Raw genomic sequence first — 22,449 nt, forward strand, 5'->3', positions numbered from 1 at the left:
CGCCATGTCATTTCGAATATTTGTTGAATGCACCGCCATTTCAAAGAAGACGAAGATCACCGGAATTCCACGTGTGACCCTCGAATATTTGCGGGCCGGATACAGGTTCGGGCACTCGGAGAAGCTTTCCGTGGTGCCGGTAACCGTCACGGAGCGCGGAATTTTTGATGCCCGCCACAAACTGCCCGCCTGGTTCCGCCAATGCCCGGATTTTGACGCATCGCTGCGGATCAAGGACCGGATCACCGACTACCGCAATGCCCGGCTGAAACGGATATTCGGCTCGATCGGCGCTGCCCTCAGCCTTGTGGCGGCGGACATTCTCCCGTTGGCGTGGGGCAAGACGAAGCCGCGCCGTCTGGCCGAAAAACTGCGGGCTCGTTCCAAGGCGCGTCGCGAGGCCTCTCAGCTCGCATTGAAAATCGATCCGAAGCCGGGTGATGTCCTGTTCATGCCGGCCTGGTGGCATGACAATCCCCCGTCCGCGTACGCCTCGCTTCTAGCCGCTCGGATGATCGTCGTTCCGCTGGTGCATGACGCGCTCCCGCTGACCATGCCGCACCACTACCAATTGCCGGTGTGGTTCAGGGCGCATTTTCTGACGACGCTTTCGATGGCCTCTCATGTCATGCATGTATCGAGGCAAACGCGGGAGGACGTCGAAGCCATCATGATGGCCGAGAATCTGAAGATCCCAGAGGGAAGTATTGCATATAATGGCTACAATTTCTCACCGAGCAGCAACCGACGCGCAATTCGCGATGGGCTCAGCGCGCGGTTTGGCGGTGGCCGTATCAACATCATCATGGTCGGCAGCTTGGAGCCTAAGAAGAATTACCAATTCGTTCTGGATAGTTGCGAACGGCTGTGGCGCGCGGGCGCAACCTTCAACCTTCTGATTTTCGGGCGTAAAGCGTGGATGTACCAAGATCTGGTGAAAACCCTGAACACCCATCCCCGGCGGAATGGTCAGCTATTCTGGTTCTCCGATGCCTCGGACGTAGAACTCCAATTCGCCTATGAGAACGCCGATCTCTGCCTGTCGGCGTCCCTCGCCGAAGGGTTCGGGCTTCCCGTCGTCGAGGCCTTGGCGCACAAGCTCCCGGTCGTCATCAGCGACATTCCGGTCTACAGGGAAATCGCCGCCGCCTCCGCTTGCTATTTTGATCCGACTTCCGAGGCATCTTTTACGTCCGCGTTGACGAAGGCGATGAACGAGCCGGAGTTTTTGGCCGAACTCAGAGCGAAGGCCGAAAATTTCAGGTGGAAGAGTTGGGAGGAGTGCGGCGATGAGGTTTTCCGCAAGCTGAAAAGCCTGCATGACGGTCAGAATCTCGCCGGCTCGGGCCGCGACATCGCTTCCGGCCCCGAGATCGGGCCCGTGCCCGCTATTTCGGCGCCCGCTTAGCCAAGATCCTCTGCAGCGTGCGCCGGTGCATGTTGAGCCGTCTTGCGGTCTCCGACACGTTCCTGTCGCAGAGCTCGTACACGCGCTGAATATGCTCCCAGCGCACCCGGTCGGCGGACATCGGGTTCTCCGGCGGCAGTGCCTTCTGGTTCGGCGAAGCCAGCAGGGCGGCGCAGATGTCGTCGGCGTCGGCGGGCTTGGCGAGGTAGTCCACCGCGCCCAGCTTCACCGCCGTCACGGCGGTGGCGATATTGCCGTAGCCGGTCAGCACGATGGCGCGGGCCTCCGGCTTCAGCGATTTCAGCAGCGCGATCACGTCGAGGCCGTTGCCGTCCTCGAGGCGCATGTCGACCACCGCATAGGACGGCGGCGCGCTGCGGATCATCGACAAGCCGTCCTGCACGGTCTCGGCGACCCGCACTTCGAAGCCACGCAGTTCCATGGCCCGGCTCAATCGCGACGAAAACGACTTGTCGTCATCGACGATCAGCAGCGTCTTTTCCTGCTGCGGCGAAACCCCCCCGCTCACCTGGCTAACCACGGTCTTCTCCCTGCGAATGCGGCCGATAGTGCCATCGGCATGTCTGTATCATTCCATAACGGCTTTAATTTCTGCCTACCGCCCAAGCGGAATTCCAACCCGCCCGCTTTAAGGTCACCTCAACGGTGGCCCCGGTCGCGGGGGCGGGCCGATTATCCAGCTTCAGCGTCGCGTTATAGCGCTCGAGCAAGGTCTTCGCGATGAAGAATCCGAGACCCATCCCTTCGCTGCCCGCGTCCTGTTCGGCATTTTGCTGGCGCGCCCGCGTCGTCACATAGGGCTCGCCCAAACGCCCCAATATATGGGGTGCAAAGCCGGGTCCGTCATCCATGATTGCCAAATGAATGTCGTCTTTGTTCCAATCCGCGATGATTTTCACCTTGGAGGAGGCATAGTCGACGGCATTTTCCACCAGATTGGTGAGCGCGTAGAGCACGCCGGCATTGCGGGCGATGACCGGCTCCGGCTCGGCGGCCTGGCCGTTGCGGGCCGGCGGCGGGCGCAGCATCACCTCGATCTCGATATCGAAGATGCGATAGGGCTCGACGACTTCCTCGATCAGATGGCCGAGCGACATCTGCGAATACATGGCGTCGGTCTCGCCGGTATTCTCCGACAGCGCGCCGAGGATGTCGCGGCAGCGGGCCGCCTGGGTGCGCAGCAGCAGGATGTCGTCGCGCAAGGGGCTGTCGGCGGGGACTTCGCGCTCCAGCTCCTTCGCGACGAGGGCGATAGTGGAGAGCGGCGTGCCCAATTCATGGGCAGCGGCGGCGGCGAGGCCGTCCAGCGCGGAAAGCTGCTGCTCGCGGGCCAGCAAAAGCTCTGTCGCGGCGAGGGCGTCGGACATTTGCCGCGTCTCCTGGGCCGTGCGCCAGGCATAGGTGGCCATGAAGGCGATGCAGGAAACGAGCGCGGTCCAGATACCGATCAGATAGACCAGCGGCATCGGCTCGCGCCCGACCGCGTGCCAGGGCAGGGGCTGATGCTTCAGCACCAGCAGCGTGGCGCAGGCGACGGCGAGCGTGCCGAGCGCCACGGTGATGCGCAAGGGCTGCGTCGAGGCCGACACCGAAACCGGCACAACCATCAGCAGCGCAAAGGGATTTTCGAGGCCGCCGGTCAGGTAGAGCAGGGCGGAAAGCTGCAGCACGTCATAGCCGAGCATCAGCATGGCGTGGGTGCTTTGCAGGCGGTGGCTGGGCGGAAAAGCGCGCTGCAGGGCGATGTTGGAGAGGGCGGAGAGGCTGATGACAGCGAGGCAGGCGGCAAGCGGAAGCGCGAATCCAAGGCCGAAATAGACGCCAAGCACGGTCAGCGTCTGACCGAGCACGGCAACCCATCGGAGCCGGATCAGCGTTTGCAGCCGCAAGCGACTTTCGCCGAAATCTAAGCGTTCACGCGCCATGGTTTTGTGGATCTTCGCAGCGAATTTGCGCTAAGCAGCGGTACAAGCCGCGCTTCACAGTGCCTATCTTACGGGCTGCACTATAAATATCTCATCCAACGAATGCCAGCCGCTTTGATAGGCAGGGCTTATTCCCAGATCGCATAGCGGTCCCCGAAAGAGTGACGTTCATGAACGAGATGGCGCCGATACACGTCCGCAATCTGGTGAAGCGCTATGGCGACATCACAGCGGTCGACGGCATCAGCTTCTCCGTCGAGGCCGGGTCGGTGACGGCGCTGCTGGGCGGCAATGGCGCCGGCAAGACCACGACGATCTCGATGCTGCTCGGCCTGGTGCTGCCGACCAGCGGCGAGGTGCGCGTCTTCGGCACCGACATGACCCGCGACCGCTACCGCGTGCTGCACCGGATGAATTTCCAGAGCCCATACGTCAACATCCCGATGCGGCTGACGGTTCGGCAGAACCTGCGCACCTTCGCCGACCTCTACGGCGTGCGCGATCCCGCTACACGAATCACGGCGCTGGCGGAGGAATTGCGGCTGCATGAGTTTCTGGAGCGCCCGGCCGGCGATCTGTCGGCGGGACAAAAGACACGCGCCGCGCTCGCCAAGGCGCTGATCAACGCGCCCGACCTTCTGCTGCTCGACGAGCCGACTGCCTCGCTCGATCCGGACACCGCCGACTGGGTGCGCGGGGCGCTGCTCGATTACCGCACCGGGCGCGGCGCCACCATTCTGCTCGCCTCGCATAATATGCTCGAAGTCGAGCGCATGGCCGACCGGGTGTTGATGCTGGACAAGGGCCGAGTCGTCGAGGACGCGAGTCCCGCCGAGCTGCTGCGCCGCTATGGCCGCGCCAATCTGGAGGACGTCTTCCTCGACATCACCAGGGGGCGCGGGCGCGGGGGGCTGCCGCGGCCTGAGCCGGCCGAAGAGGCGGAGCTGAAGGAGACCGGCGATGCACTATGACACCGCGCTCGACGTCGACGGCCCAGCCGCCTCGCTGCGCCGGATCGCGGCCATGGTGCGCCGCTACGCCTTCCTGATCCTCGGCTCGGTGCCGCGCATGGTCGAGCTGATGTATTGGCCGCTGGTGCAGATGCTGGTTTGGGGCTTCCTGCAAATGCATCTGGCCGCGACGACCTCGCTGTTCGCCAATGCCGCCGGCCTGCTGATCGGCTCGGTGCTCTTATGGGATATCCTGCTGCGCGGCCAATTCGGCTTCTCGCTGTCCTTCCTGGAGGAGATGTGGTCGCGCAACCTCGTCAACATCCTGATGAGCCCGTTGCGGCCGAATGAATATATCGCCGCGCTGATGGTGATCAGCCTGATCCGGCTCGCCATTTCCATGGTGCCGGTGGTGCTGCTGGCCTATCTGTTCTTCGACTTCAACCTGCTCGGGCTCGGCCTGCCGCTGGCGGGCTTCTTCGCCAATCTCGTCATCTGCGGCTGGACAATCGGTCTCGTCGCCAATGGAGTCATCATCCGCTATGGCATGGGCGCGGAGTCCTTCACCTGGGTGGCGGTGTTCTTTCTTTTGCCGCTGTGCTGCGTCTATTATCCGCTATCGACGCTGCCGCCCTGGCTGCAGCCGCTCGCCGCAGCGCTGCCGCCGACCCATGTCTTCGAGGGTCTGCGCGCGCTGGTGATGCATGGGGAGTTTCATCCCGAGCAGATGATTCGGGCCTTTGCCTTGAATGTCGTGTATTTCAGCGGGGCCTATATTTTGTTTCACTACTGCCTGCGCCTGGCGCGCATCAAAGGCACGCTGATGCAGATCGGCGAATAGCCCGGCCGCCATCCTCGACCGCCAAGGAGTACCATGTCGCCCCGTTTGCTGATTCTGATCCTGGTCGCCTTCGCCATCGGCGCGGTGGTCGCGGTGAGCGTACAGCCGCCGATGCAATCCGGCGTGGTCAGGACCGGCAAGGCGCTGATCGGCGGGCCGTTCACGCTGACCAATCAGAAGGGCGAGCGCGTCTCCGACACAGATTTTCGTGGCAAGTATATGCTGGTGGTGTTCGGCTACACCTATTGCCCGGACATCTGCCCGGCCGAATTGCAGCTCATCTCCAGCGCCCTGGACAAGCTCGGCACCTCCGCCGACAAGGTCGCGCCGATCTTCATCACCATCGATCCCCAGCGCGACACCGTCGAGCAGATCCGCCAATATATCGCCAATTTCTCGCCCCGAATCGTCGGCCTGACCGGCACGGAGGAAGAGATCCGCGCGGCAGCCAGCGCCTACCGCGTCTATTACACCAAGGCGGACGGCCCAGCCTCCGCCGACAGCTATCTGATGGATCACTCGACCTTCATCTATCTGATGAACGAGCAGGGTGAGTACGTCACCCACTTTCCCTATGGGGTGACGCCGGAGAAGCTGGCCGAGGGCATCGCCAAAGCCGCCGGCTAACCGGCCCGCATGGCCGAATCACCCTTCCGTCAACGGCGCTGCCATAGTGGAACTAAAGCGTCGGCCCCCGCTTTATCCACCTGAGAATGTTGCTTGACTGCGCTTTCCAGTTGAAAGCTGGTCATTATTGCACGCCGAATGATGATTTCCGTTGCTGTGCAACATATCCGCCGCCATTTCAGTTTGGGGGCGTGTTAGTTACGATTCGCGTGATGTTGCAATCGGGACGGATGCCGTGCTCTATCAGCTCTACGAACTCGCCCAGACCGCCATGAAACCCACGCGCTTCGCCGCGGGGTCGGCCAAATACTTCTTTCGCAATCCGTTCAACCCGATGGCGCACACGGCGCTCGGACGCAGCACGGCGGCCGCCGCCGAGCTGATCGAGCGCACCACCCGCCGCTATCAGAAGCCCGTCTTCGGCATCAACCGCACGAAAGCGGGCGGCCGCATCGTCGGCGTGCGCGAACTGGTGGTGCTGGAAAAGCCGTTCTGCCGCCTCATCCATTTCAGCCGCGCTCTGCCCGACAAGGAGGTCGCCAATACGCCGCGCGTCCTCATCGTCGCGCCGCTCTCGGGCCATCACGCGACGCTGCTGCGCGGCACCGTCGAGGGGCTGCTGCCCAATCATGAGGTCTATATCACCGACTGGACCGATGCGCGCATGGTGCCGGCCAAGCATGGCAGCTTCGGCCTCGACGACTATGTCGACTACCTCATCGAGATGATCCGGCTGTTCAAGGGCGATGTCCACGTTATGGGCGTCTGCCAGCCCTCCGTGCCGGTGCTGATGGCGGTCGCCCATATGGAAGCCTTGGGCGATCCGGAAGTGCCGCGCAGCATGATCCTGCTCGGCGGCCCGATCGACACGCGCATAAGCCCGACGGCCGTCAACAAGCTCGCCGTGGAAAAGGGCATCGACTGGTTCCGCAAACACGTCATCACCACAGTGCCATGGCGCTATCCGGGGCGCGGGCGCCGCGTCTATCCCGGCTTCCTGCAATTATCCGGCTTCATCGCCATGAACCCGGACAAGCATATGAGCGCGCATCAGCAGCTCTTCTTCAACCTGGTTAAGGGCGACGGCGAGTCGGCGGAGAAGACGCGCGAGTTCTACGACGAATATCTCGCCGTGATGGACATGGCGGCGGAATATTATCTCGAGACTGTCGATCAGATTTTCATCCAGCACGCCCTGGCGCGCGGACAAATGCGCTATCGCGGCGCGCTGATCGACCCTAGCGCCATCCGCAATGTCGCGCTGATGACCGTCGAAGGTGAGAAGGACGATATTACTGGTCTCGGCCAGTGCCGGGCCGCGCATGGACTTTGCGCGAACCTTGCGGGCGGAATGCGAAAGCACCATCTCCAAAGCAAGGTCGGGCATTACGGCATCTTTAACGGTTCGCGCTTCCGTGCGGACATCGTGCCGGCGATCTCCGCCTTCACCCGCCGCCATGATCCGCGCGGCGGTTTGCTGAAGCGAGTCTTCATGCAGATCCAGGACGCCCGCAAGATCGAAGTGGCGCCGCTGCCCCTCGCCGCCGGCAATGGCGGAACGGGCCTACCGATTGCCGGCCTCGATCGCAAGATTGATTCGGATTTGCCATTGGCGAGACGCAATGTCGCATTAACTGTGATCTCAGCGCCACAGGATGCGGGTCTGGCCAAGCGTTTCGACGCACCGCGCTGACCCTTGGATAAACTGTGAATTGTTGTCGGCAGCCATTTTCGTATCGCTTTGTTTACCCTGCGACAATCACACTGTGGTGATGGAACTTTGGTTATGATTTCCTACGCACTGTTCCAGGGTAAGACAGAAGGCGTATGGCGTCGGTGGGGATTTGTGGTACCATCGAGGTTTATTTCTCATACTGTCGTGCATCTGCAACAGCGTTTCGTTTGTATACATGATAGGCTTTCTCCTTTCTGGGGATCGGTTCTAACCCGTTATGGGTATTGGGGAATTAGGGGCCCATGCTTTTAACGCAGCTACATACACCGGAAGCGCCGCTCAAGTTGAAGCTTGTTGGGGTCGACTGTCCGCTTGAGTTGCGACGCTCGCGCAGGGCCCGGCGCTTCTCGCTCAAGGTGAGCCACACCGAGCGCGCGGCCATATTGACCCTCCCCCAGGAAGTGAAGATCGAAGAGGCCGGCGACTTTCTCGCGCGCCATATGGACTGGCTCAAGCGCCAGATTGACCGGCTGCCGGAGCCCGTTCCCTTCGACAATGGCGCCGTCCTGCCCTTGCGCGGCGTCTCGCATAAGGTTTCCTATGTTGGGGCCGTCCGCTATCAAGGCGTGGTATGGGTCGAGGAGGCCGACGCGCTGATGCCGGCCGAAGGCTGGAACGCCGCCGCCGCCCCGTGCAAAATTCAACAAAATCCGAGCAATTGGATCATGAGCGATACGCGGGCCGTCCCGCGTATTTGTGTTTCTGGCGGCGATACGCACGGCCCCCGACGACTTGCGGACTGGCTCCGCGCCGAGGCCAAGGCGGACCTCACCCGCCGCACCTACCATCACGCCGCCAATCTCGGCGTCCGTCCCAAGCGCATCAGCGTCCGCGACCAGAGCACCCGATGGGGCTCCTGTTCCTCCACCGGCACCATCTGCTATTCCTGGCGCCTGATCTTCGCTCCCGAATTCGTCCTCGACTATGTCGCTGCCCATGAAGTCGCCCATCTGCGCGAGATGAACCATGGGCCTCGCTTCTGGCGCCTCGTGCGCGAGACCATGCCGGAGATGCAGAAAGCCCGCGCCTGGCTGAAGCAGAACGGCGCCGAACTGCATCGCTTCGGCGCTTCCTCGTAAACCTCCGCCGCTCACCGGCGCTTCATCACCCTAACCGAGCCACCCGCGCGCCACAGCGCCCCGCTACCCCCAGCGATGGAAAGCGGAATCGCTCTTCTGATCCCCCGACAGACCGAATAGCGGCCCGAACACGATGCCGATCAGCGCGAATATAAACCGCGTCGCCAGCACGAATCCGAGCATCACCAGCTTGTCGCCGCTGAGCAGGATATCGGTCCAGACCAGATAGCGGTCGGACAGTCCCAATTGCGCCAGATAGGGCGGGAGATGCTGCGCGAGGTCGATGAGCTGGCGCATGATGGTGGGAAATTCGATGGCGGTCGCGGCAAAGGCGAGGGCACCGATGACGAGCGTCGCGAGGAAAGTGAAGGAGGAAAAAAGGATCCGCATGGCCTGGCTCTCTTCGATGCTTAGCGTCCGCAGCGGGGACGGGGTGGGACAGGAGGTGCCTGCAATCTGAAAAAAGAGACAATTTTATATGTTTTGCCGCTTTGGCATCATTATGGCTCGGGGCTTCGCCAGCGGAGTGGATACGAAGCCTTTCGAAAATGCGCCGGCGCAACTATAGCAGAAATCAAGGCGGCGGAAGAGGGGGGATGCGGATGCGCGATATGGGCGGGGTGGCCCTGGCGATCATCATGGCGGGCGTATTTGTGGGCTGGCTCGGCGGGCTGGTGACGGGGGGCAGCGGTTTCGGCTCCAGCGGCAATATCATCGCCGGCACCGCCGGGTCGATTGCCGGCTTTTACCTGCTGGATGCTGTGGGGGTCGGCTTCGGCGGCGGCCCGGCGGCGGCGGGACTGATGGGCGCGATCGGCGCGCTGTCGGTGCTGTTCATCGCCGGACGTCTGCGGCGGTGAGGCCCCGCGCATTCCGTATTCATTTTTGCAACTGCGAAATGCTACGCTATGATTGCTGCGCTGCCCCAAGCATTGGGGCAGGCTGATCGCAATCGAGGCGAGGATCATTCATGAGTGCCGAGCGTCCCACGCGCGACAAACCTTGGCTGATCCGCACCTATGCCGGTCATTCCACCGCCAAGGCGTCAAACACGCTCTACCGCAACAATCTCGCGAAGGGCCAGACCGGCCTGTCGGTCGCCTTCGACCTGCCCACACAGACCGGCTACGATCCCGACCACCCACTGGCGCGCGGCGAGGTCGGCAAGGTCGGCGTGCCGGTCTCGCATCTGGGCGACATGCGGGCGCTGTTCGACAGCATCCCGCTCGCCGAGATGAACACTTCGATGACCATCAATGCGACGGCGGCCTGGCTGCTGGCGCTCTACATCGCCGTCGCCGACGAGCAGGGCGCCCCGCGTGGCGCGCTGACCGGCACCGTGCAGAACGACATCATCAAGGAATATCTCTCGCGCGGCACCTATGTCTTCCCGCCCGAGCCGTCGATGCGGCTGATCAAGGACGTCATCGTCTATACGTGGCGCGAAGTGCCGAAATGGAATCCGACCAATGTCTGCTCCTACCATCTGCAGGAAGCCGGCGCGACGCCTGTGCAGGAACTCGCCTATGCGCTCGCCATCGCCGAGGCGGTGCTTGACACAGTGAAAGCTTCCGGCGAAGTCGATGCGAAGGATTTCCCGGAGGTCGTCGGCCGCATCTCGTTCTTCGTCAATGCGGGCGTGCGCTTCGTCACGGAGGTCTGCAAGATGCGCGCCTTCGTCGACCTGTGGGACGAGATTTGCCTGAAGCGCTACGGAGTCACCGACGAGAAGCTGCGCCGCTTCCGCTACGGCGTGCAGGTCAACAGCCTCGGCCTCACCGAGCAGCAGCCGGAAAACAACGTCTACCGCATCCTCCTGGAAATGCTGGCCGTGGTGCTGTCGAAGAAAGCGCGCGCCCGCGCCGTCCAGCTCCCGGCCTGGAACGAGGCGCTCGGCCTGCCGCGCCCCTGGGACCAGCAATGGTCGCTGCGCGTGCAGCAGATCGTCGCCTATGAGACGGACCTGCTCGAATTCGACGACATCTTCGACGGCTCGACCGCTATCGCCGCCAAGGTCGACCAGCTCAAGCGCGAGGCGCGGGAGGAGCTGGACCGCATCGAGGCGATGGGCGGCGCGGTGGCGGCCGTGGAGTCCAGCTATATGAAGCAGCGGCTGGTGGAGTCGAACTCGGCCCGGCTGCGCGCCATCGAGACCGGCGAGCAGGTCGTCGTCGGCGTCAACAGGTGGACCGAAACCGAGCCGTCGCCGCTCTCGGCCGCCGGCGATAGCGGCATTCTCACCGTGCCCGAAGGCGTCGAAGAGGAGCAGGTCGCCCAGCTACAGGCCTGGCGGGCGGCGCGCGATTCGGATGCAGTCGCCCGGACGCTGGCGGATCTGCGCGCGGCGGCGCAGGACGGTCGCAACATCATGGAGCCCTCGATCGCCTGCGCCAAAGCGGGCGTCACTACAGGCGAATGGGGCGAAACGCTGCGCTCGGTGTTCGGCGAATACCGCGCGCCGACCGGCGTCGGCAAGGTGCGCATCGGAACCAGCGAGGGCATCGCGCAGGTGCGGATCGAGGTCGAGCGCGTCTCGGCCAAGCTCGGCCGGCGGATCAAGTTCCTGGTCGGCAAGCCCGGCCTCGACGGCCATTCCAACGGCGCCGAGCAGATCGCCGTGCGCGCCCGCGATTGCGGAATGGAAGTCGTCTATGAAGGCATCCGCCTGACGCCGGCGGAAATCGTCAACGCCGCGCTCGAAGAGGGCGTGCATGTCGTCGGCCTGTCGATCCTGTCGGGCAGCCACGTGCCGCTGGTGCGCGACGTCATGGAGCGGATGCGCGCGGTCGGCCTCGTGGGCATCCCGGTCGTCGTCGGCGGCATCATCCCGCTCGAGGACGAGAAGGCGCTGAAGGCCGCCGGCGTCGCCGCCGTCTACACGCCGAAGGATTTCCAGCTCAACGACATCATGGCCGGCATCGTCCGGCTTGTTGATCCGGAAGTCCGCGCGGCCTAGGCACCCGATTTCTCCGGCGTCACATCGATAGGCCTTGCGGGGGCTGGTGCCGCTGGTTAAAGCTTTTTCCAGCTCTCTGTATTCTGAATTTGTTTGTGATCATGCGAGTTGCCGCCGAAAAGCTGCGCCAGTTGAGCGCCCGCCTCAAATCGGCTGGTAACGCACTGGGCCGGACGGCCCGCTCCAATCTCCAGGACGCAAAGACCGGCCTGCAACGCGCCAAGTCCTGGCCGGGCGAGCGCTGGGCGGCGCGTAAAGGCGGAATGCCTGCCGGCGAAAGCCTCTGGGGCGACAGCCCCCCGCTCGCCGTACCGGCTTCCGCCGAAACGGCCATGCCCGCGTCTTCCCCCGTCACCGGCTGGCGCGCGCGCTATCCCGGGCTGGCCAAGGGACTGCGCTGGGCGCTGATCGCCATCGCCGTCTATCTCGCCGCGCCCTATCCGCTGATCCTGATCTACCGCTTCGTCGACCCGCCGATCTCGGCCCTGATGCTGCGCAACGCGCTGCTCGGGCGCGGCGTCGATCAGCAATGGGTCGATTTCGCCGACATCTCGCCGAACCTGCCCACCGCCGCCATCATCGCCGAGGATGCCGCCTTCTGCCGCCATTGGGGCGTCGACTGGACCGCCGTCAGCGAAGCGCTCGAGGATCTGGTCGAGGACGGCGACACGCCGCGCGGCGCCAGCACCATTCCGATGCAGACCGCGAAAAACCTGTTCCTGTGGCCGGGGCAGGATTATTTCCGCAAGGCGCTCGAAGTGCCGCTGGCCTATTTTATGTCGCTGGTCTGGCCCAAGCAGCGGCTGATCGAGATCTATCTCAACATCGCCGAATGGGGGCCGGGCATCTATGGCGCCGAGGCCGCCGCCCGCTACCATTTCGGCAAGCCAGCCTCGGCCCTGACCGCCAGCGAATCCGCGTTGCTGGTCTCGGCCCTGCCAAGTCCGCTGAAGCGCAATGCCGGCCGCCCCAGCGCGCGCATGCAGCGGCTCGCCTCCCGCATCCAGGGCCGCGTCAGCCGCGAAGCGCCGGACGCCGCCTGCGTTTTCGACCGCTAGGGCAAATCCCGGCCAATTCGGCACGGAAAAGGCTCGGGGCAACGTTTCTGCACTGGCAAAAGCGGCTTGACACCATTATAAGACGGCTGATCGACGTCCACTGACGGCGTCCACAGGATTCCAACGATCGGCTCGCCGGAGTTTTGGCTCCTGGCAGGCTTGGGTATTTTGAAGGTGTAAGACAATGGCCGTTCCGAAACGAAAAACCTCCCGGATGAAGCGCGGCACCCGCCGCTCCGCCGACGGACTGACCGCGCCGACCTATGTCGAGGACAAGGAATCGGGCGAGTTGCGCCGTCCGCATCATATCGACCTGAAGTCCGGCAAATATCGCGGCAAGCAGATCCTGGAAGCCAAGGGCGATCTCTAGGGCTTGGCGGTCAGGCGCGGGTGCTGTTCGGCTTGCCGCGCCTGTTGCATTTTAAGGGCTGTTTCGCGCCGCCGGACCGGAAGGGAAGCCCCGGCGTTCATGTTGAACAGATGATGATCTCGCCTGTTATGATTTAGCGCGATTTTTGGGGGTTTATCGGCATCTGTATCCCGGTCGCGCCCTTGAGATGGAGATTGAGCAATGATCCTGAGCATCCCGTGGCTTATCGTCGCGATTATCCTTTACAATGTAATCGCCTTTTCGGCGTCCTGGCCCCCCGCCGGCGGGCAGACGGTGTTCGATGACCGGCTGTTCTCGCTCGACATGATCTCCGGCGCGACCTGGACCCTCACCGTTGGCGATCTCGTCACCATCATCACGCTGGTGCTGCTCTTCGTCGAGATCATCAAGGCGACCCGCACCGGCGGTTCCTCGATCGTCGACCATGGCCTGTCGACCGTGCTGTTCATGTTCTGCTTGGTGGAATTCCTCGTCGTGCGCCAGGCTGCCACGTCGGTGTTCTTCTTCATCCTGACCGTTGCGCTGATCGACGTGATCGCCGGCTTCTCGATTACCATTCGCGGCGCCCGGCGTGACTTCGGCTTCGGCGGCGCCCAAGGGGAATAACGGGGATTTGCCCGCCCTGCGCGTAAATTTGCGATTGCGAGAGGGCGCTTTTTAGCGCCCTTTATTTTTTTGAGAGCATGCCCATTGCCAGCCCCATCGATCATAGAACCGAGCGCGCTGCCCATCCCCTTGAACGGTGAAGTCGCCGTCGAGATCGGCTTGACGGCGGCCATCGTCTCGGTGGATGGCGACAATCCGCGCATCCTGGTGATGCGGTCCGGCGATCCCGGCCAGGAGCGCCGCGCCGCGCTGCCCTTTGGCCTGTTCGCCCCGCTCGACCACCGCACGCTGGAGATCGGCCTGCGCGCCTGGGTGAAGGACCAGACCGGCCTCGAACTGGGCTATGTCGAGCAGCTCTACACCTTCGCCGATCGCGGCCGGCACGCGCGGGCAGGCGATGTCGGCATGCAGGTGGTCTCCATCGGCTATCTGGCACTGACCGGCTCGGGTGCCATCCGCGGCCTCAAGCATGGCGACTGGCAGAGCTGGTATCACTATTTCCCCTGGGAGGACTGGCGCGCCGAAAAGCCGGCCATCCTCACCGACGAGATGCTGCCGCGCCTTGGCGCCTGGGCGGAGAGCCCCGAGCCGGACGATGCGCCCTTGCGGCCCCTGACGCGCGGCGAGCGGCTCGGCATCTGCTTTGGCGGCGAGCTCGGCTGGGACGAGGAGAAGGTGCTCGACCGTTACGAGCTGCTCTACGAAGCGGGCCTCGCGCAGGAATCGCTGACGGATGGCCGCGAGGCGGCGCGGCAATGGCAGAACCTGCCGCCCTTCGGCCTGCCGATGCAGTTCGACCACCGCCGCATCCTGGCGACCGCCATGAGCCGGCTGCGCGGCAAGATCAAATACCGCCCCGTCATTTTCGAGCTGATGCCGGAAAGTTTCACCCTGTTCGAGCTGCAACGGACGGTCGAGGCCATTTTGGGCACCCATCTGCATAAGCAGAACTTCCGGCGTCTGATTGCCGCATCCGGGCTGGTCGAGGCGACCGGAGACGTGCGCACCGCGACCGGCGGCCGTCCCGCCAAGGCCTACCGCTTCCGGCGCGACGTGGTGCTGGAGCGTCCCTCAGCGGGGGTTCGGGTCAGGGGCGGGCGCGGCTGATCCAATTCGCGGCGTAAATGCGTCAAATTGCAAGATATCTGTGGAGTTTGTTGTTTTTTTGCGGTCGTGGCCCTTTCACCACGGCAATCCCAAGCCTATATTACAAGCCTTATGTTTGGAGGCGACGAGACGACGGCTGATTTTTAGGGCTGCGGAAATGCCTCTGGCTGATCGCCATTGTTAACAATGTTGCGCAAATGCCTAGCCTATCCCGCTTTTTACCCCGGCCGGTTAAGAGCGTGGCTTCCAAAAAAATATGAATGTGGTATTATCGGCGCCACAAAAGCACACGGTTGGTGACAAAGCGCGAAACTTCCCGCTGCGCGGGCAAGTGTCTTTCTGATTTTTGCGTCTGTGACGAGCGATCTCGTGACTGAGTCGCTGTTGATGCCATCTATGCATCCACTGAAGCCATCTGTGAGCTTTTCGGCGTAACGCGGCCATAGCCGGACGGGGGCAGATGGCTGGTCGCGAAACAGCGCGTGCGGGATCACGGGCTGTTCCCACTCATTTCGTCGGCGATGGCGGAGACGACGTAGTCAAAGAAGCTTTCGGCATCCGCGCCGGGAAAGAAACGTGAGAATGAGTATGGCTGCGAAGAAAAAATCGACACATCGGAACGGCTTCCGGAAGGACGAGTACATCGTCTACCCGACCCATGGGGTTGGCCGCATTGTCGGCATCGAAGAGCAGGAAATCGCCGGGTACAAGCTTGAACTTTTCATCATCAATTTTGAAAAGGACAAGATGACCCTCCGCGTGCCGACTTCGAAATGCGAGAGTGCCGGAATGCGCAAGCTTTCGGACGATTCCATCGTCACCCGCGCGCTCGACACGCTGCGCGGCCGTGCGCGCGTCAAACGAACGATGTGGAGCCGCCGTGCTCAGGAATATGAAACCAAGATCAATTCCGGCAATCTGATCTCGATCGCCGAAGTGGTCCGCGATCTGTACCGGTCCGACAGCCAGCCGGAACAGTCCTATTCCGAACGCCAGCTCTATGAAGCCGCGCTCGACCGCATGGCCCGCGAAATCGCCGCCGTGCAGGATGTCGACGAGGTCATGGCGCTGCAGGCCATCAACGAGTCGCTCAACAAGAGCACCCGTCTGGTCCGCAAGGAAGTGATCGAGGAAGAGGAAGAGCAGGCCCAGGACGAAGCGGCCTGAGCGAACCCGGGCCTCTGGTTTGGATGAAATGGCGGCGGATGCCTCTGGGCGTTCGCCGCTTTTATTTTGCTGTCAAACGCCCGGCAGGCGCGAGGTGAAGGTCGCCCGCGTCACCGAGACCTTGGTGCCGAGGTCGCTGCTCGCCACCGCCACCTGGGCGTCGAGCTGCTGGGCAAGCGCGTTGACGATGCTTGTGCCGAGGCCGCGCACGGCGCCGCCGCTGCTCTCGAGCGGCTTGCCGACGCCGTTATCGGCGACGATCAGCATCCAGTCGGCGCCATTGACCTCGTAGCGGACAGTGATCGTACCGCCTGCATTCGCCGGAAAGGCATGCTTCAGCGCGTTGATGACCAGTTCGGTGACGATCAGCCCGAGGCTGACGGCCTTGGCCGAGAGCGCCGCGCCCTCGTCGCAGGCGACGCTCAGCGTGATCGGCCGCGTGTCGCCGATCATGGAGGCGGTAAGGCTGCGGCAAAGTTTTGACAGATACGGCCCGATCTCGATCAGGTCGCCCCGCCCGGCGACCCGCAGATGCTGCTGCACCGCCGCCACCGACATCACCCGCTGATGCGCGTCCTGCAGATGCTGGCGCGTCTCCTCGGAGGTGACGCTGCGCGACTTCAGCAGCAGGATGCTGGCGATCAGTTGCAGGCTGTTGGCGATGCGGTGCTGCATCTCCTGGATCAGCACCTCCTTCTGCCGCAGCAGCTCTTCGGTATGGCGCAGGAAGCTCGCCTTCTGGCGCTCGGCCGTCCGCCGCGCCGTGACGTCCTCCAGAGACAGCAGCAGGGATTTGTACGAGCCATGCGCGTAAAACACCTCACGGGCATTGAGCAGCATGATGCGGTGGCCGATGGCGGGGAATTCGTGCTCGATCTCGAAGCCGTCGATGGCGGTCTGATCGGGAATGATCTTCTCCAGCAGAAGCTGAAGCACCGGAATGTCCCAGGCCGCGCCGAGCGCCTCGAGCCGTTTGCCCTCGACGCTGTCGGGCGTCAGTTGAAAAGTCCGATAGAAGGACCGGCTGGCGACGACGACCCGCAGCCCCTCGTCAAGCACGAGCAGCGGCTCGCGCACCGTATCGACGATCGCACGCGCCAGGGTCCGGGAATCATCGATGTCACTGAACGCGAGAGCCAAGGGGGAAAGCCTTTCTAGGCAATACTCAACCTAGGCGTTACCTATGACAACGGCAAGACAATCCGTTCATCATTCGTGTCTGAACCGGGTGTTTCGCTCAGATCGCGGTAATCGCGGACAATTTCGCGGCTTTTGACGCGGGAACCCGCCTCGTCTAAACAGGACGGCAAAGGAAACGCCCTCCATGTCCCATAATAGTTTCGGCCATCTCTTCCGTGTCACCACCTGGGGCGAAAGCCACGGCCCCTCGATCGGCTGCGTCGTCGACGGCTGCCCGCCCGGCATCCCGCTGAACGAAGCCGACATCCAGCCCTATCTCGACAAACGCCGCCCCGGCCAGTCGCGCTTCACCACCCAGCGCCAGGAAGCGGACGCGGTGAAGATCCTCTCCGGAATCTTCGAGAATGCCGAAGGCGTGCAAGTGACGACGGGCACGCCGATCTCGCTGCTGATCGAGAACACCGATCAGCGCTCCAAGGATTACGGCGAGATCAAAGATAAATACCGGCCCGGCCACGCCGACTACACCTATATCGCCAAATACGGCATTCGCGACTATCGCGGCGGCGGCCGATCCTCGGCGCGTGAGACGGCGATGCGGGTGGCGGCGGGAGCGATCGCACGCAAGGTCGTGCCTGGCCTCAGCGTGCGCGGCGCGCTGGTGCAGCTCGGCACGCAGCATATCGACCGGGCGAACTGGAATTGGGACGAGGTCGAGCGCAACCCGTTCTTCTCGCCGGATCATGCCAGCGTGCAGGGCTGGGCGGCCTATCTGGACGGCGTGCGCAAGAGCGGGTCGTCCTGCGGCGCGGTGGTCGAGATCGTCGCCGAGGGCGTGCCGGCCGGGCTCGGCGCCCCGATCTACGCCAAGCTCGACCAGGATATCGCCAGCGCCTTGATGAGCATCAACGCAGTCAAGGGCGTCGAAATCGGCGCGGGGTTCGAAGCCGCCAGCTTGTCCGGCGAAGACAATGCCGACGAAATGCGCATTGGCCCCGACGGAAAACCTGCCTTCCTTTCGAACAATGCCGGCGGAATTTTGGGCGGCATCGCCACCGGGCAGCCGGTTATTGCGCGTTTTGCGGTAAAGCCCACATCATCGATCTTGACGCCGCGCCGGACAATCGACAGCCTTGGGGCTGAGACCGACATCGCCACCAAAGGGCGGCACGATCCTTGCGTCGGGATCAGGGCGGTGCCGGTCGGCGAGGCGATGGTGGCGATCGTTCTGGCCGATCATTACCTGCGCCATCGGGGGCAATGCGGATCGGTTTAGCGCGTGCGCTGGCGGATCGCTTGGGGGAGCGGGAGATCAGCCGATGCAGACCGATGCGCAAGTGCCCGAGTTCGTCGAACGGGGCTACCACCTTGCCTACGGCAAGGATGCCGGCGATTTCCGCTTCAACGTCATGGCGATCATCGCCATCCTGTCTTTCGGCATGTTCGCCGCCACCGGCTATGACGCGCTGGCGGCGGTCGGTGCGGCGACCGGGTGCGTCGCCTATTATTTCTATCCGCTGAAGGAGCGCAAGCCGCGCATCGGCGCCGGGCAGTACGGCATCTTCATCGATGGCTTCGGCCTGATCGCCTGGCGCGCCATCGGCGACATCCAGCTCGTCACCCACGCCTCCCGCTTCTCCGAAACCGATGAATTGCAGATCCGCCTGAAGACGCCGCTCGACAACGCGCTGCTGGTCGACTGGCGCCGCCTGCCGATCTGGCGCCTCTTGATGAAGCTGCCCTGGATGATGACCTACGACAATGTCGTCCGCATCCCGCTTCCGCCCTTCGCCTCCGCTCCGCAGGACATCCACTGGCAGTTCCAGCGGCTGTGGAAGTATTACCGCTGACGCCGGCGGCGGATTCCGCTCCCTCGCGGTCGCCCCGGATCGGGACTGTTCTCCTCCCCCACCCGTCACTATGGCCAAAATAGCGCAGACCGATAGGCAACAGGGGCGTTGCCGAAGTGTCACCCACTCGTGACTGGCATTTGTACAGGCGGCGCATGATACTCTCGTCAAGTGAGTTTATGGGTGGGATGAGGTCCCGAGATTGCATAAGTGGTTCGTTTCCAGTGAGGCGCCCGCAGGCGGCTCGACTGCCATGACAGCGCCATCCCGGTTTTGGACGGTCCTGATGCTCGGAGCCGCGCTGATCTGGCCGCAGGCCGATCCCGCCGCAGCCAGCGAGCAGAAGCGCATGGATGTGCTCGAACTTTTCACCAGCCAGGGCTGCTCCTCCTGTCCGCCCGCCGACCTCCTGCTCGGCAGCTACGCCAAGCGGCCCGATGTGCTGGCCCTCAGCTTCCCGGTCAGCTATTGGGACCATCTCGGCTGGAAGGACACGCTCGCCAAGGACAGCTACAACGACCGCCAGCGCTCCTATGCCGAGGCGCGCGGCGACCGCGAAATCTACACGCCGCAGCTCGTCGTCAACGGCATGGTGCACGCGGTCGGCAGCCAGCGCGGCGCGGTGGAGGCGGCGCTGAAGAAGAGCAGTCACGCGCTCGCCGAAAGCTGGGTCCCGGTGTCGATGAGCTATGCCGGCGGCTCGGTGCAGCTCGACGCCGGTGCGGCCCCCGCCGGCAGCCCCTATCGCTCCGGTACGCTGTGGCTCGCCTTCTACAGCGACAGCGTCACGGTGCCGATCGTCCGTGGCGAGAACAATGGCCGCGAGATCACCTACACCAATGTCGTGCGCCAGCTTTTGCCAGCCGGTCCCTGGAACGGACAGGCCGCGCGATACGACGTGAAGATCCCCCGCGCCCTGCCCTATGACGGCTGCGCGGCCCTGCTGCAATCCGACAAGACGCAGATGGTGATCGGAGCGGCCAAGATCACCTCGCCCGAGAAATGACGCACACGGACGATCTATACTGCGCCGATTCATTCGCGCTTCCTGCGTCAATATAAATCTGTATAAACTTGACAGTCCTGCGTGCCGCGAGCGCGTGACTCACGTAGTCTCGCGCCGGTGGACATTCGCGAGCGCTGAGGGTAATGGCTTATTGGCTTTTCAAAACCGAACCAGGCACTTGGTCCTGGGCCGATCAAGTAGGAAGAGGCGAAACGGGCGAGGAATGGAACGGGGTGCGCAATCACACCGCCAAGCTCAACATGCTGGCCATGACGATCGGCGAGCTGGGTTTCTTCTACCATTCGGTCGACGAGAAGAGCATTGTAGGCATTATCAAGATTATTTCTAAAGCGCATCCGGACTCTAAGGATGAGACGGGTACTTGGTTCTGCGTGGATGTCGCCGCGGTGATGGCATTGCCTGAGCCGGTGACGCTCGGTGAAATCAAGGCCGACCCTCGCCTCGGCGACATGGCCTTGGTGAAACAGTCGCGTCTGTCCGTACAGCCTGTAACTGAAGATGAATGGGAGATTATTTGCGAAATGGCTGGATTGAAAAAAGCGCCTAAGAGCGCCCCGACGAAGGCGGCTTCCGCCGCTAAGCCGGCTGCGAAAGCGGCTCCGAAGGCCGCCGCCAAAGAGGCGCCGAAACCTGCTGCGAAGACGGCCGCGAAGCCGGCGGCTAAGCCTGCCGCGAAGGCGCCCGCGAAAGCTGCGGCGGCTCCGAAGGCTGCTGCCAAGGCTGCGCCCAAGCCGGCGGCAAAGACGGCAGCAAAGACGGCAGCAAAGCCTGCGGCGAAGCCCGCTGCAAAGGCTGGCAAGAAGTAGGCTGCGTAGTTTCACGGACCAGCGTTTTAAGCTCTCCTTTACTCCGTGCGCATCCTATTGATCGCGCGAGGATCGCTTTAGTGCCGCAGGTCACCTCTCCCAAAAGGAGAAGCCGGAATGCGCCAGTATTCCGGGTGAGGGGCTTATTCTTCCGCGTAGGTGTTCTCCCCTCACGCCCACTTTCTCGGTGAGAAAGGGCGTGGTGAAGTCGGCTTGTGTCGAGCGGTTCCGCTCTGGCGTGTTTACGGGAAAGTCATGTCCTCGCTAAGGCGGGGATGGTCGGTGTTTTCCGTCCGCGAACGCGGCCAGAACCATGAGCGAGCGAAGTCCCTGCTGCATTGATCGGCATGGAACGCTTGAGGCTACGCTGTGGTGCGAGAGGCTGGGCCATGGTCCGCTTGGGCAGAATTTTTGCCGTCCTGCTGATGCTCTCGGCGGGCGAGTCTTTGTCGTCGCTTGCGGCCGAGATGGCGGCTCTCGACGTCAGCATCGATGAAGCGCGGCTGATCCGACTCGAAGCGGATGCGGCGCAGATCATCGTCGGCAATCCTGCCATCGCCGATGTGGCGGTGCAGAATCCGCGCCTGCTGGTCGTAACCGGCAAATCCTATGGCGCGACCAATTTGATCGCTCTCGACGGCGCGGGACAAGAGATCCTCGCCGCGCGTTTTGGCGTGCGCGAAGGCGATGCCCGGCAGGTCACCGTCTACAAGGGCACCGTCCGCCAATCCCTGCATTGCGCGCCGGACTGCCAGCGCGTGCTCTCGCTCGGCGACGACAAAGCCCAGTTCGACGCTCCCGCCGAAACGGTGGCAAAAAAATTCGGCGTGGTGAATTCGGCGATCGGAGGGAATTGAGCGCGGTTAGTTGGAATGACGTCTCCTCCTCATCGTCCCGGACGGCCGTCAGGCCGAGCCGGGACCCAATCATCTATCCGCGAGCGCTGCAGCAAGTGGAGAGGCGAGGGAGTCTCGGCTCTGACGGCCGTCCGGGGCGACGAATGGGGAGCACGCGGATCAATCACTTCGCTGACAGCAACCGCTCCACATAGGCCGGCACCACTTCGGTCGCCCGGCCGTGGATCGTTTCGTGGAAATAAGAGACGCCTTCGGACGGCTCCAGATTGAGTTCGACCGTATGCGCGCCCGCCGCCCGCGCCTCGGCGACGAAGCCGGCCGCCGGATAGACCGTCCCGCTCGTCCCCACCGAGACGAACAGATCGGCATCGCCCAGCGCCTGGTAGATCCGGTCCATGTGATAGGGCATCTCGCCGAACCAAACGACGTCCGGTCGCAGCGCGCCGACGGCAGCGCAAGCCTCGCAGCGGCTGCCGACCGTGAGCTCCGCTTCGCCCCAATCCGCGCGCTGACCGCAGGCATTGCACAGCATGCGCCCCAATTCGCCGTGCATGTGGATCAGCTTCCGGCTCCCCGCCGCCTCATGCAGCCGGTCGACATTCTGCGTGACCACCACCACCTCGCCGCCATGTTCCGCTTCGAGACGGGCGAGGGCCCGATGCGCGGCATTCGGCTGCACGCCGCGGTTCTGGGCCCGGCGCATATTGTAGAATTCGAGTACCAGCGCAGGGTTGCGGGCGAAGCCCTCTGGTGTGGCGACTTCGCGATAATCATATCTGGCCCAGACACCATCCTTGTCGCGGAAGGTGGAAATGCCGGATTCGGCGGACAATCCCGCTCCGGTCAGCACGACGATGTTACGAAATGCGGGCATGGTCGCTCGGCAATAGCTCAGCTC

22 protein-coding genes and 1 pseudogene are annotated in these 22,449 nt (G+C 63.1%); 18 read left to right on the forward strand and 5 right to left on the reverse strand.

Annotated features, from left to right (window positions below):
- Nucleotides 1-4 precede the first annotated feature (4 nt).
- Nucleotides 5-1,408 carry a glycosyltransferase family 1 protein gene (locus BLEFHOIH_RS22750; RefSeq protein WP_088348328.1) on the forward strand — a complete coding sequence of 468 codons (1,404 nt, stop codon included), beginning with the start codon at nucleotides 5-7 and terminating at the stop codon, nucleotides 1,406-1,408.
- Here the strand turns inward: BLEFHOIH_RS22750 and BLEFHOIH_RS22755 are convergent.
- Nucleotides 1,389-1,949, reverse strand: a complete 561-nt coding sequence (locus BLEFHOIH_RS22755; protein ID WP_088348329.1) for an ActR/PrrA/RegA family redox response regulator transcription factor — start codon at nucleotides 1,947-1,949, stop codon at nucleotides 1,389-1,391. The two genes, BLEFHOIH_RS22750 and BLEFHOIH_RS22755, sit on opposite strands and share 20 nt — an antisense overlap.
- A gap of 64 nt (nucleotides 1,950-2,013) precedes the next feature.
- The gene (locus tag BLEFHOIH_RS22760; protein ID WP_088348330.1) at nucleotides 2,014-3,354 is read right to left on the reverse strand and encodes an ActS/PrrB/RegB family redox-sensitive histidine kinase; all 1,341 of its coding nucleotides are present in this window, start codon (nucleotides 3,352-3,354) and stop codon (nucleotides 2,014-2,016) included.
- Between the two features lie 170 nt (nucleotides 3,355-3,524).
- Here BLEFHOIH_RS22760 and BLEFHOIH_RS22765 point away from each other — a divergent pair, with 170 nt between their 5' ends.
- From BLEFHOIH_RS22765 to BLEFHOIH_RS22785, 5 genes are all read left to right on the forward strand, one after another.
- Complete coding sequence (locus tag BLEFHOIH_RS22765) at nucleotides 3,525-4,325, forward strand: ABC transporter ATP-binding protein (RefSeq protein ID WP_088348331.1); 801 nt, start codon at nucleotides 3,525-3,527, stop codon at nucleotides 4,323-4,325.
- Nucleotides 4,315-5,145 carry an ABC transporter permease gene (locus BLEFHOIH_RS22770; protein WP_088348332.1) on the forward strand — a complete coding sequence of 277 codons (831 nt, stop codon included), beginning with the start codon at nucleotides 4,315-4,317 and terminating at the stop codon, nucleotides 5,143-5,145. The genes BLEFHOIH_RS22765 and BLEFHOIH_RS22770 overlap by 11 nt, the downstream gene beginning before the upstream one ends.
- Nucleotides 5,146-5,178: 33 nt before the next feature.
- Complete coding sequence (locus tag BLEFHOIH_RS22775; protein ID WP_088348333.1) at nucleotides 5,179-5,772, forward strand: SCO family protein; 594 nt, start codon at nucleotides 5,179-5,181, stop codon at nucleotides 5,770-5,772.
- A 235-nt stretch (nucleotides 5,773-6,007) separates the two neighbouring features.
- Nucleotides 6,008-7,465, forward strand: a complete 1,458-nt coding sequence (gene phaZ / locus BLEFHOIH_RS22780; RefSeq protein WP_088348334.1) for a polyhydroxyalkanoate depolymerase — start codon at nucleotides 6,008-6,010, stop codon at nucleotides 7,463-7,465.
- A 425-nt stretch (nucleotides 7,466-7,890) separates the two neighbouring features.
- Nucleotides 7,891-8,586, forward strand: coding sequence for a SprT family zinc-dependent metalloprotease (locus BLEFHOIH_RS22785; protein ID WP_245297155.1), 696 nt, complete (start codon nucleotides 7,891-7,893; stop codon nucleotides 8,584-8,586).
- Nucleotides 8,587-8,649: 63 nt separating this feature from the next.
- On the opposite strand, the gene BLEFHOIH_RS22790 is transcribed toward BLEFHOIH_RS22785, so the two are convergent.
- A complete protein-coding gene (locus BLEFHOIH_RS22790; protein ID WP_088348336.1) occupies nucleotides 8,650-8,976 on the reverse strand; it encodes a hypothetical protein in 327 nt (108 codons plus the stop codon).
- A gap of 212 nt (nucleotides 8,977-9,188) precedes the next feature.
- Between BLEFHOIH_RS22790 and BLEFHOIH_RS22795 the strand changes: the two genes are divergently transcribed.
- The 7 genes from BLEFHOIH_RS22795 to BLEFHOIH_RS22825 all read left to right on the forward strand — a co-directional run bounded on the left by BLEFHOIH_RS22795 (nucleotide 9,189) and on the right by BLEFHOIH_RS22825 (nucleotide 15,871).
- Nucleotides 9,189-9,446, forward strand: coding sequence for a GlsB/YeaQ/YmgE family stress response membrane protein (locus BLEFHOIH_RS22795; RefSeq protein WP_210191856.1), 258 nt, complete (start codon nucleotides 9,189-9,191; stop codon nucleotides 9,444-9,446).
- A 110-nt stretch (nucleotides 9,447-9,556) separates the two neighbouring features.
- Nucleotides 9,557-11,542, forward strand: coding sequence for a protein meaA (locus BLEFHOIH_RS22800; protein ID WP_088348337.1), 1,986 nt, complete (start codon nucleotides 9,557-9,559; stop codon nucleotides 11,540-11,542).
- A gap of 101 nt (nucleotides 11,543-11,643) precedes the next feature.
- The gene (gene mtgA, locus BLEFHOIH_RS22805; protein WP_245297165.1) at nucleotides 11,644-12,600 is read left to right on the forward strand and encodes a monofunctional biosynthetic peptidoglycan transglycosylase; all 957 of its coding nucleotides are present in this window, start codon (nucleotides 11,644-11,646) and stop codon (nucleotides 12,598-12,600) included.
- Nucleotides 12,601-12,784: 184 nt separating this feature from the next.
- A complete protein-coding gene (gene rpmF, locus BLEFHOIH_RS22810) occupies nucleotides 12,785-12,970 on the forward strand; it encodes a 50S ribosomal protein L32 (RefSeq protein ID WP_088348338.1) in 186 nt (61 codons plus the stop codon).
- 201 nt (nucleotides 12,971-13,171) lie between these two features.
- On the forward strand, nucleotides 13,172-13,597 hold the full coding sequence (locus tag BLEFHOIH_RS22815) for a hypothetical protein (RefSeq protein ID WP_088348339.1): 426 nt from the start codon (nucleotides 13,172-13,174) through the stop codon (nucleotides 13,595-13,597).
- Between the two features lie 123 nt (nucleotides 13,598-13,720).
- A complete protein-coding gene (locus tag BLEFHOIH_RS22820; protein ID WP_088348485.1) occupies nucleotides 13,721-14,704 on the forward strand; it encodes an NAD regulator in 984 nt (327 codons plus the stop codon).
- Between the two features lie 588 nt (nucleotides 14,705-15,292).
- On the forward strand, nucleotides 15,293-15,871 hold the full coding sequence (locus BLEFHOIH_RS22825; protein ID WP_088348340.1) for a CarD family transcriptional regulator: 579 nt from the start codon (nucleotides 15,293-15,295) through the stop codon (nucleotides 15,869-15,871).
- 72 nt (nucleotides 15,872-15,943) lie between these two features.
- On the opposite strand, the gene BLEFHOIH_RS22830 is transcribed toward BLEFHOIH_RS22825, so the two are convergent.
- Entirely contained in the window at nucleotides 15,944-17,011 is a 1,068-nt protein-coding gene (locus BLEFHOIH_RS22830; RefSeq protein ID WP_088348341.1) for a histidine kinase dimerization/phosphoacceptor domain -containing protein, read from the reverse strand.
- Nucleotides 17,012-17,195: 184 nt separating this feature from the next.
- Here BLEFHOIH_RS22830 and aroC point away from each other — a divergent pair, with 184 nt between their 5' ends.
- From aroC to BLEFHOIH_RS22855, 5 genes and pseudogenes are all read left to right on the forward strand, one after another.
- Nucleotides 17,196-18,287 (forward strand): chorismate synthase, encoded by a 1,092-nt coding sequence (gene aroC / locus BLEFHOIH_RS22835; protein WP_088348342.1) that lies wholly within the window; start codon nucleotides 17,196-17,198, stop codon nucleotides 18,285-18,287.
- Between the two features lie 43 nt (nucleotides 18,288-18,330).
- Nucleotides 18,331-18,861, forward strand: coding sequence for a hypothetical protein (locus tag BLEFHOIH_RS22840; RefSeq protein WP_088348343.1), 531 nt, complete (start codon nucleotides 18,331-18,333; stop codon nucleotides 18,859-18,861).
- Nucleotides 18,862-19,147: 286 nt separating this feature from the next.
- On the forward strand, nucleotides 19,148-19,867 hold the full coding sequence (locus BLEFHOIH_RS22845; protein WP_170937338.1) for a DUF1223 domain-containing protein: 720 nt from the start codon (nucleotides 19,148-19,150) through the stop codon (nucleotides 19,865-19,867).
- Nucleotides 19,868-20,010: 143 nt separating this feature from the next.
- Nucleotides 20,011-20,424 (forward strand): annotated as a pseudogene (locus BLEFHOIH_RS27450) (EVE domain-containing protein); the annotation flags it as partial.
- Nucleotides 20,425-21,083: 659 nt separating this feature from the next.
- On the forward strand, nucleotides 21,084-21,551 hold the full coding sequence (locus BLEFHOIH_RS22855; protein ID WP_170937339.1) for a pilus assembly protein N-terminal domain-containing protein: 468 nt from the start codon (nucleotides 21,084-21,086) through the stop codon (nucleotides 21,549-21,551).
- A gap of 163 nt (nucleotides 21,552-21,714) precedes the next feature.
- Here BLEFHOIH_RS22855 and BLEFHOIH_RS22860 read toward each other — a convergent pair whose 3' ends face one another.
- Complete coding sequence (locus BLEFHOIH_RS22860; RefSeq protein WP_088348347.1) at nucleotides 21,715-22,425, reverse strand: NAD-dependent deacylase; 711 nt, start codon at nucleotides 22,423-22,425, stop codon at nucleotides 21,715-21,717.
- Between the last annotated feature and the right edge of the window lie 24 nt (nucleotides 22,426-22,449).

This window comes from Rhodomicrobium sp. R_RK_3 (assembly GCF_002198715.1).
Lineage (GTDB): Bacteria > Pseudomonadota > Alphaproteobacteria > Rhizobiales > Rhodomicrobiaceae > R-RK-3.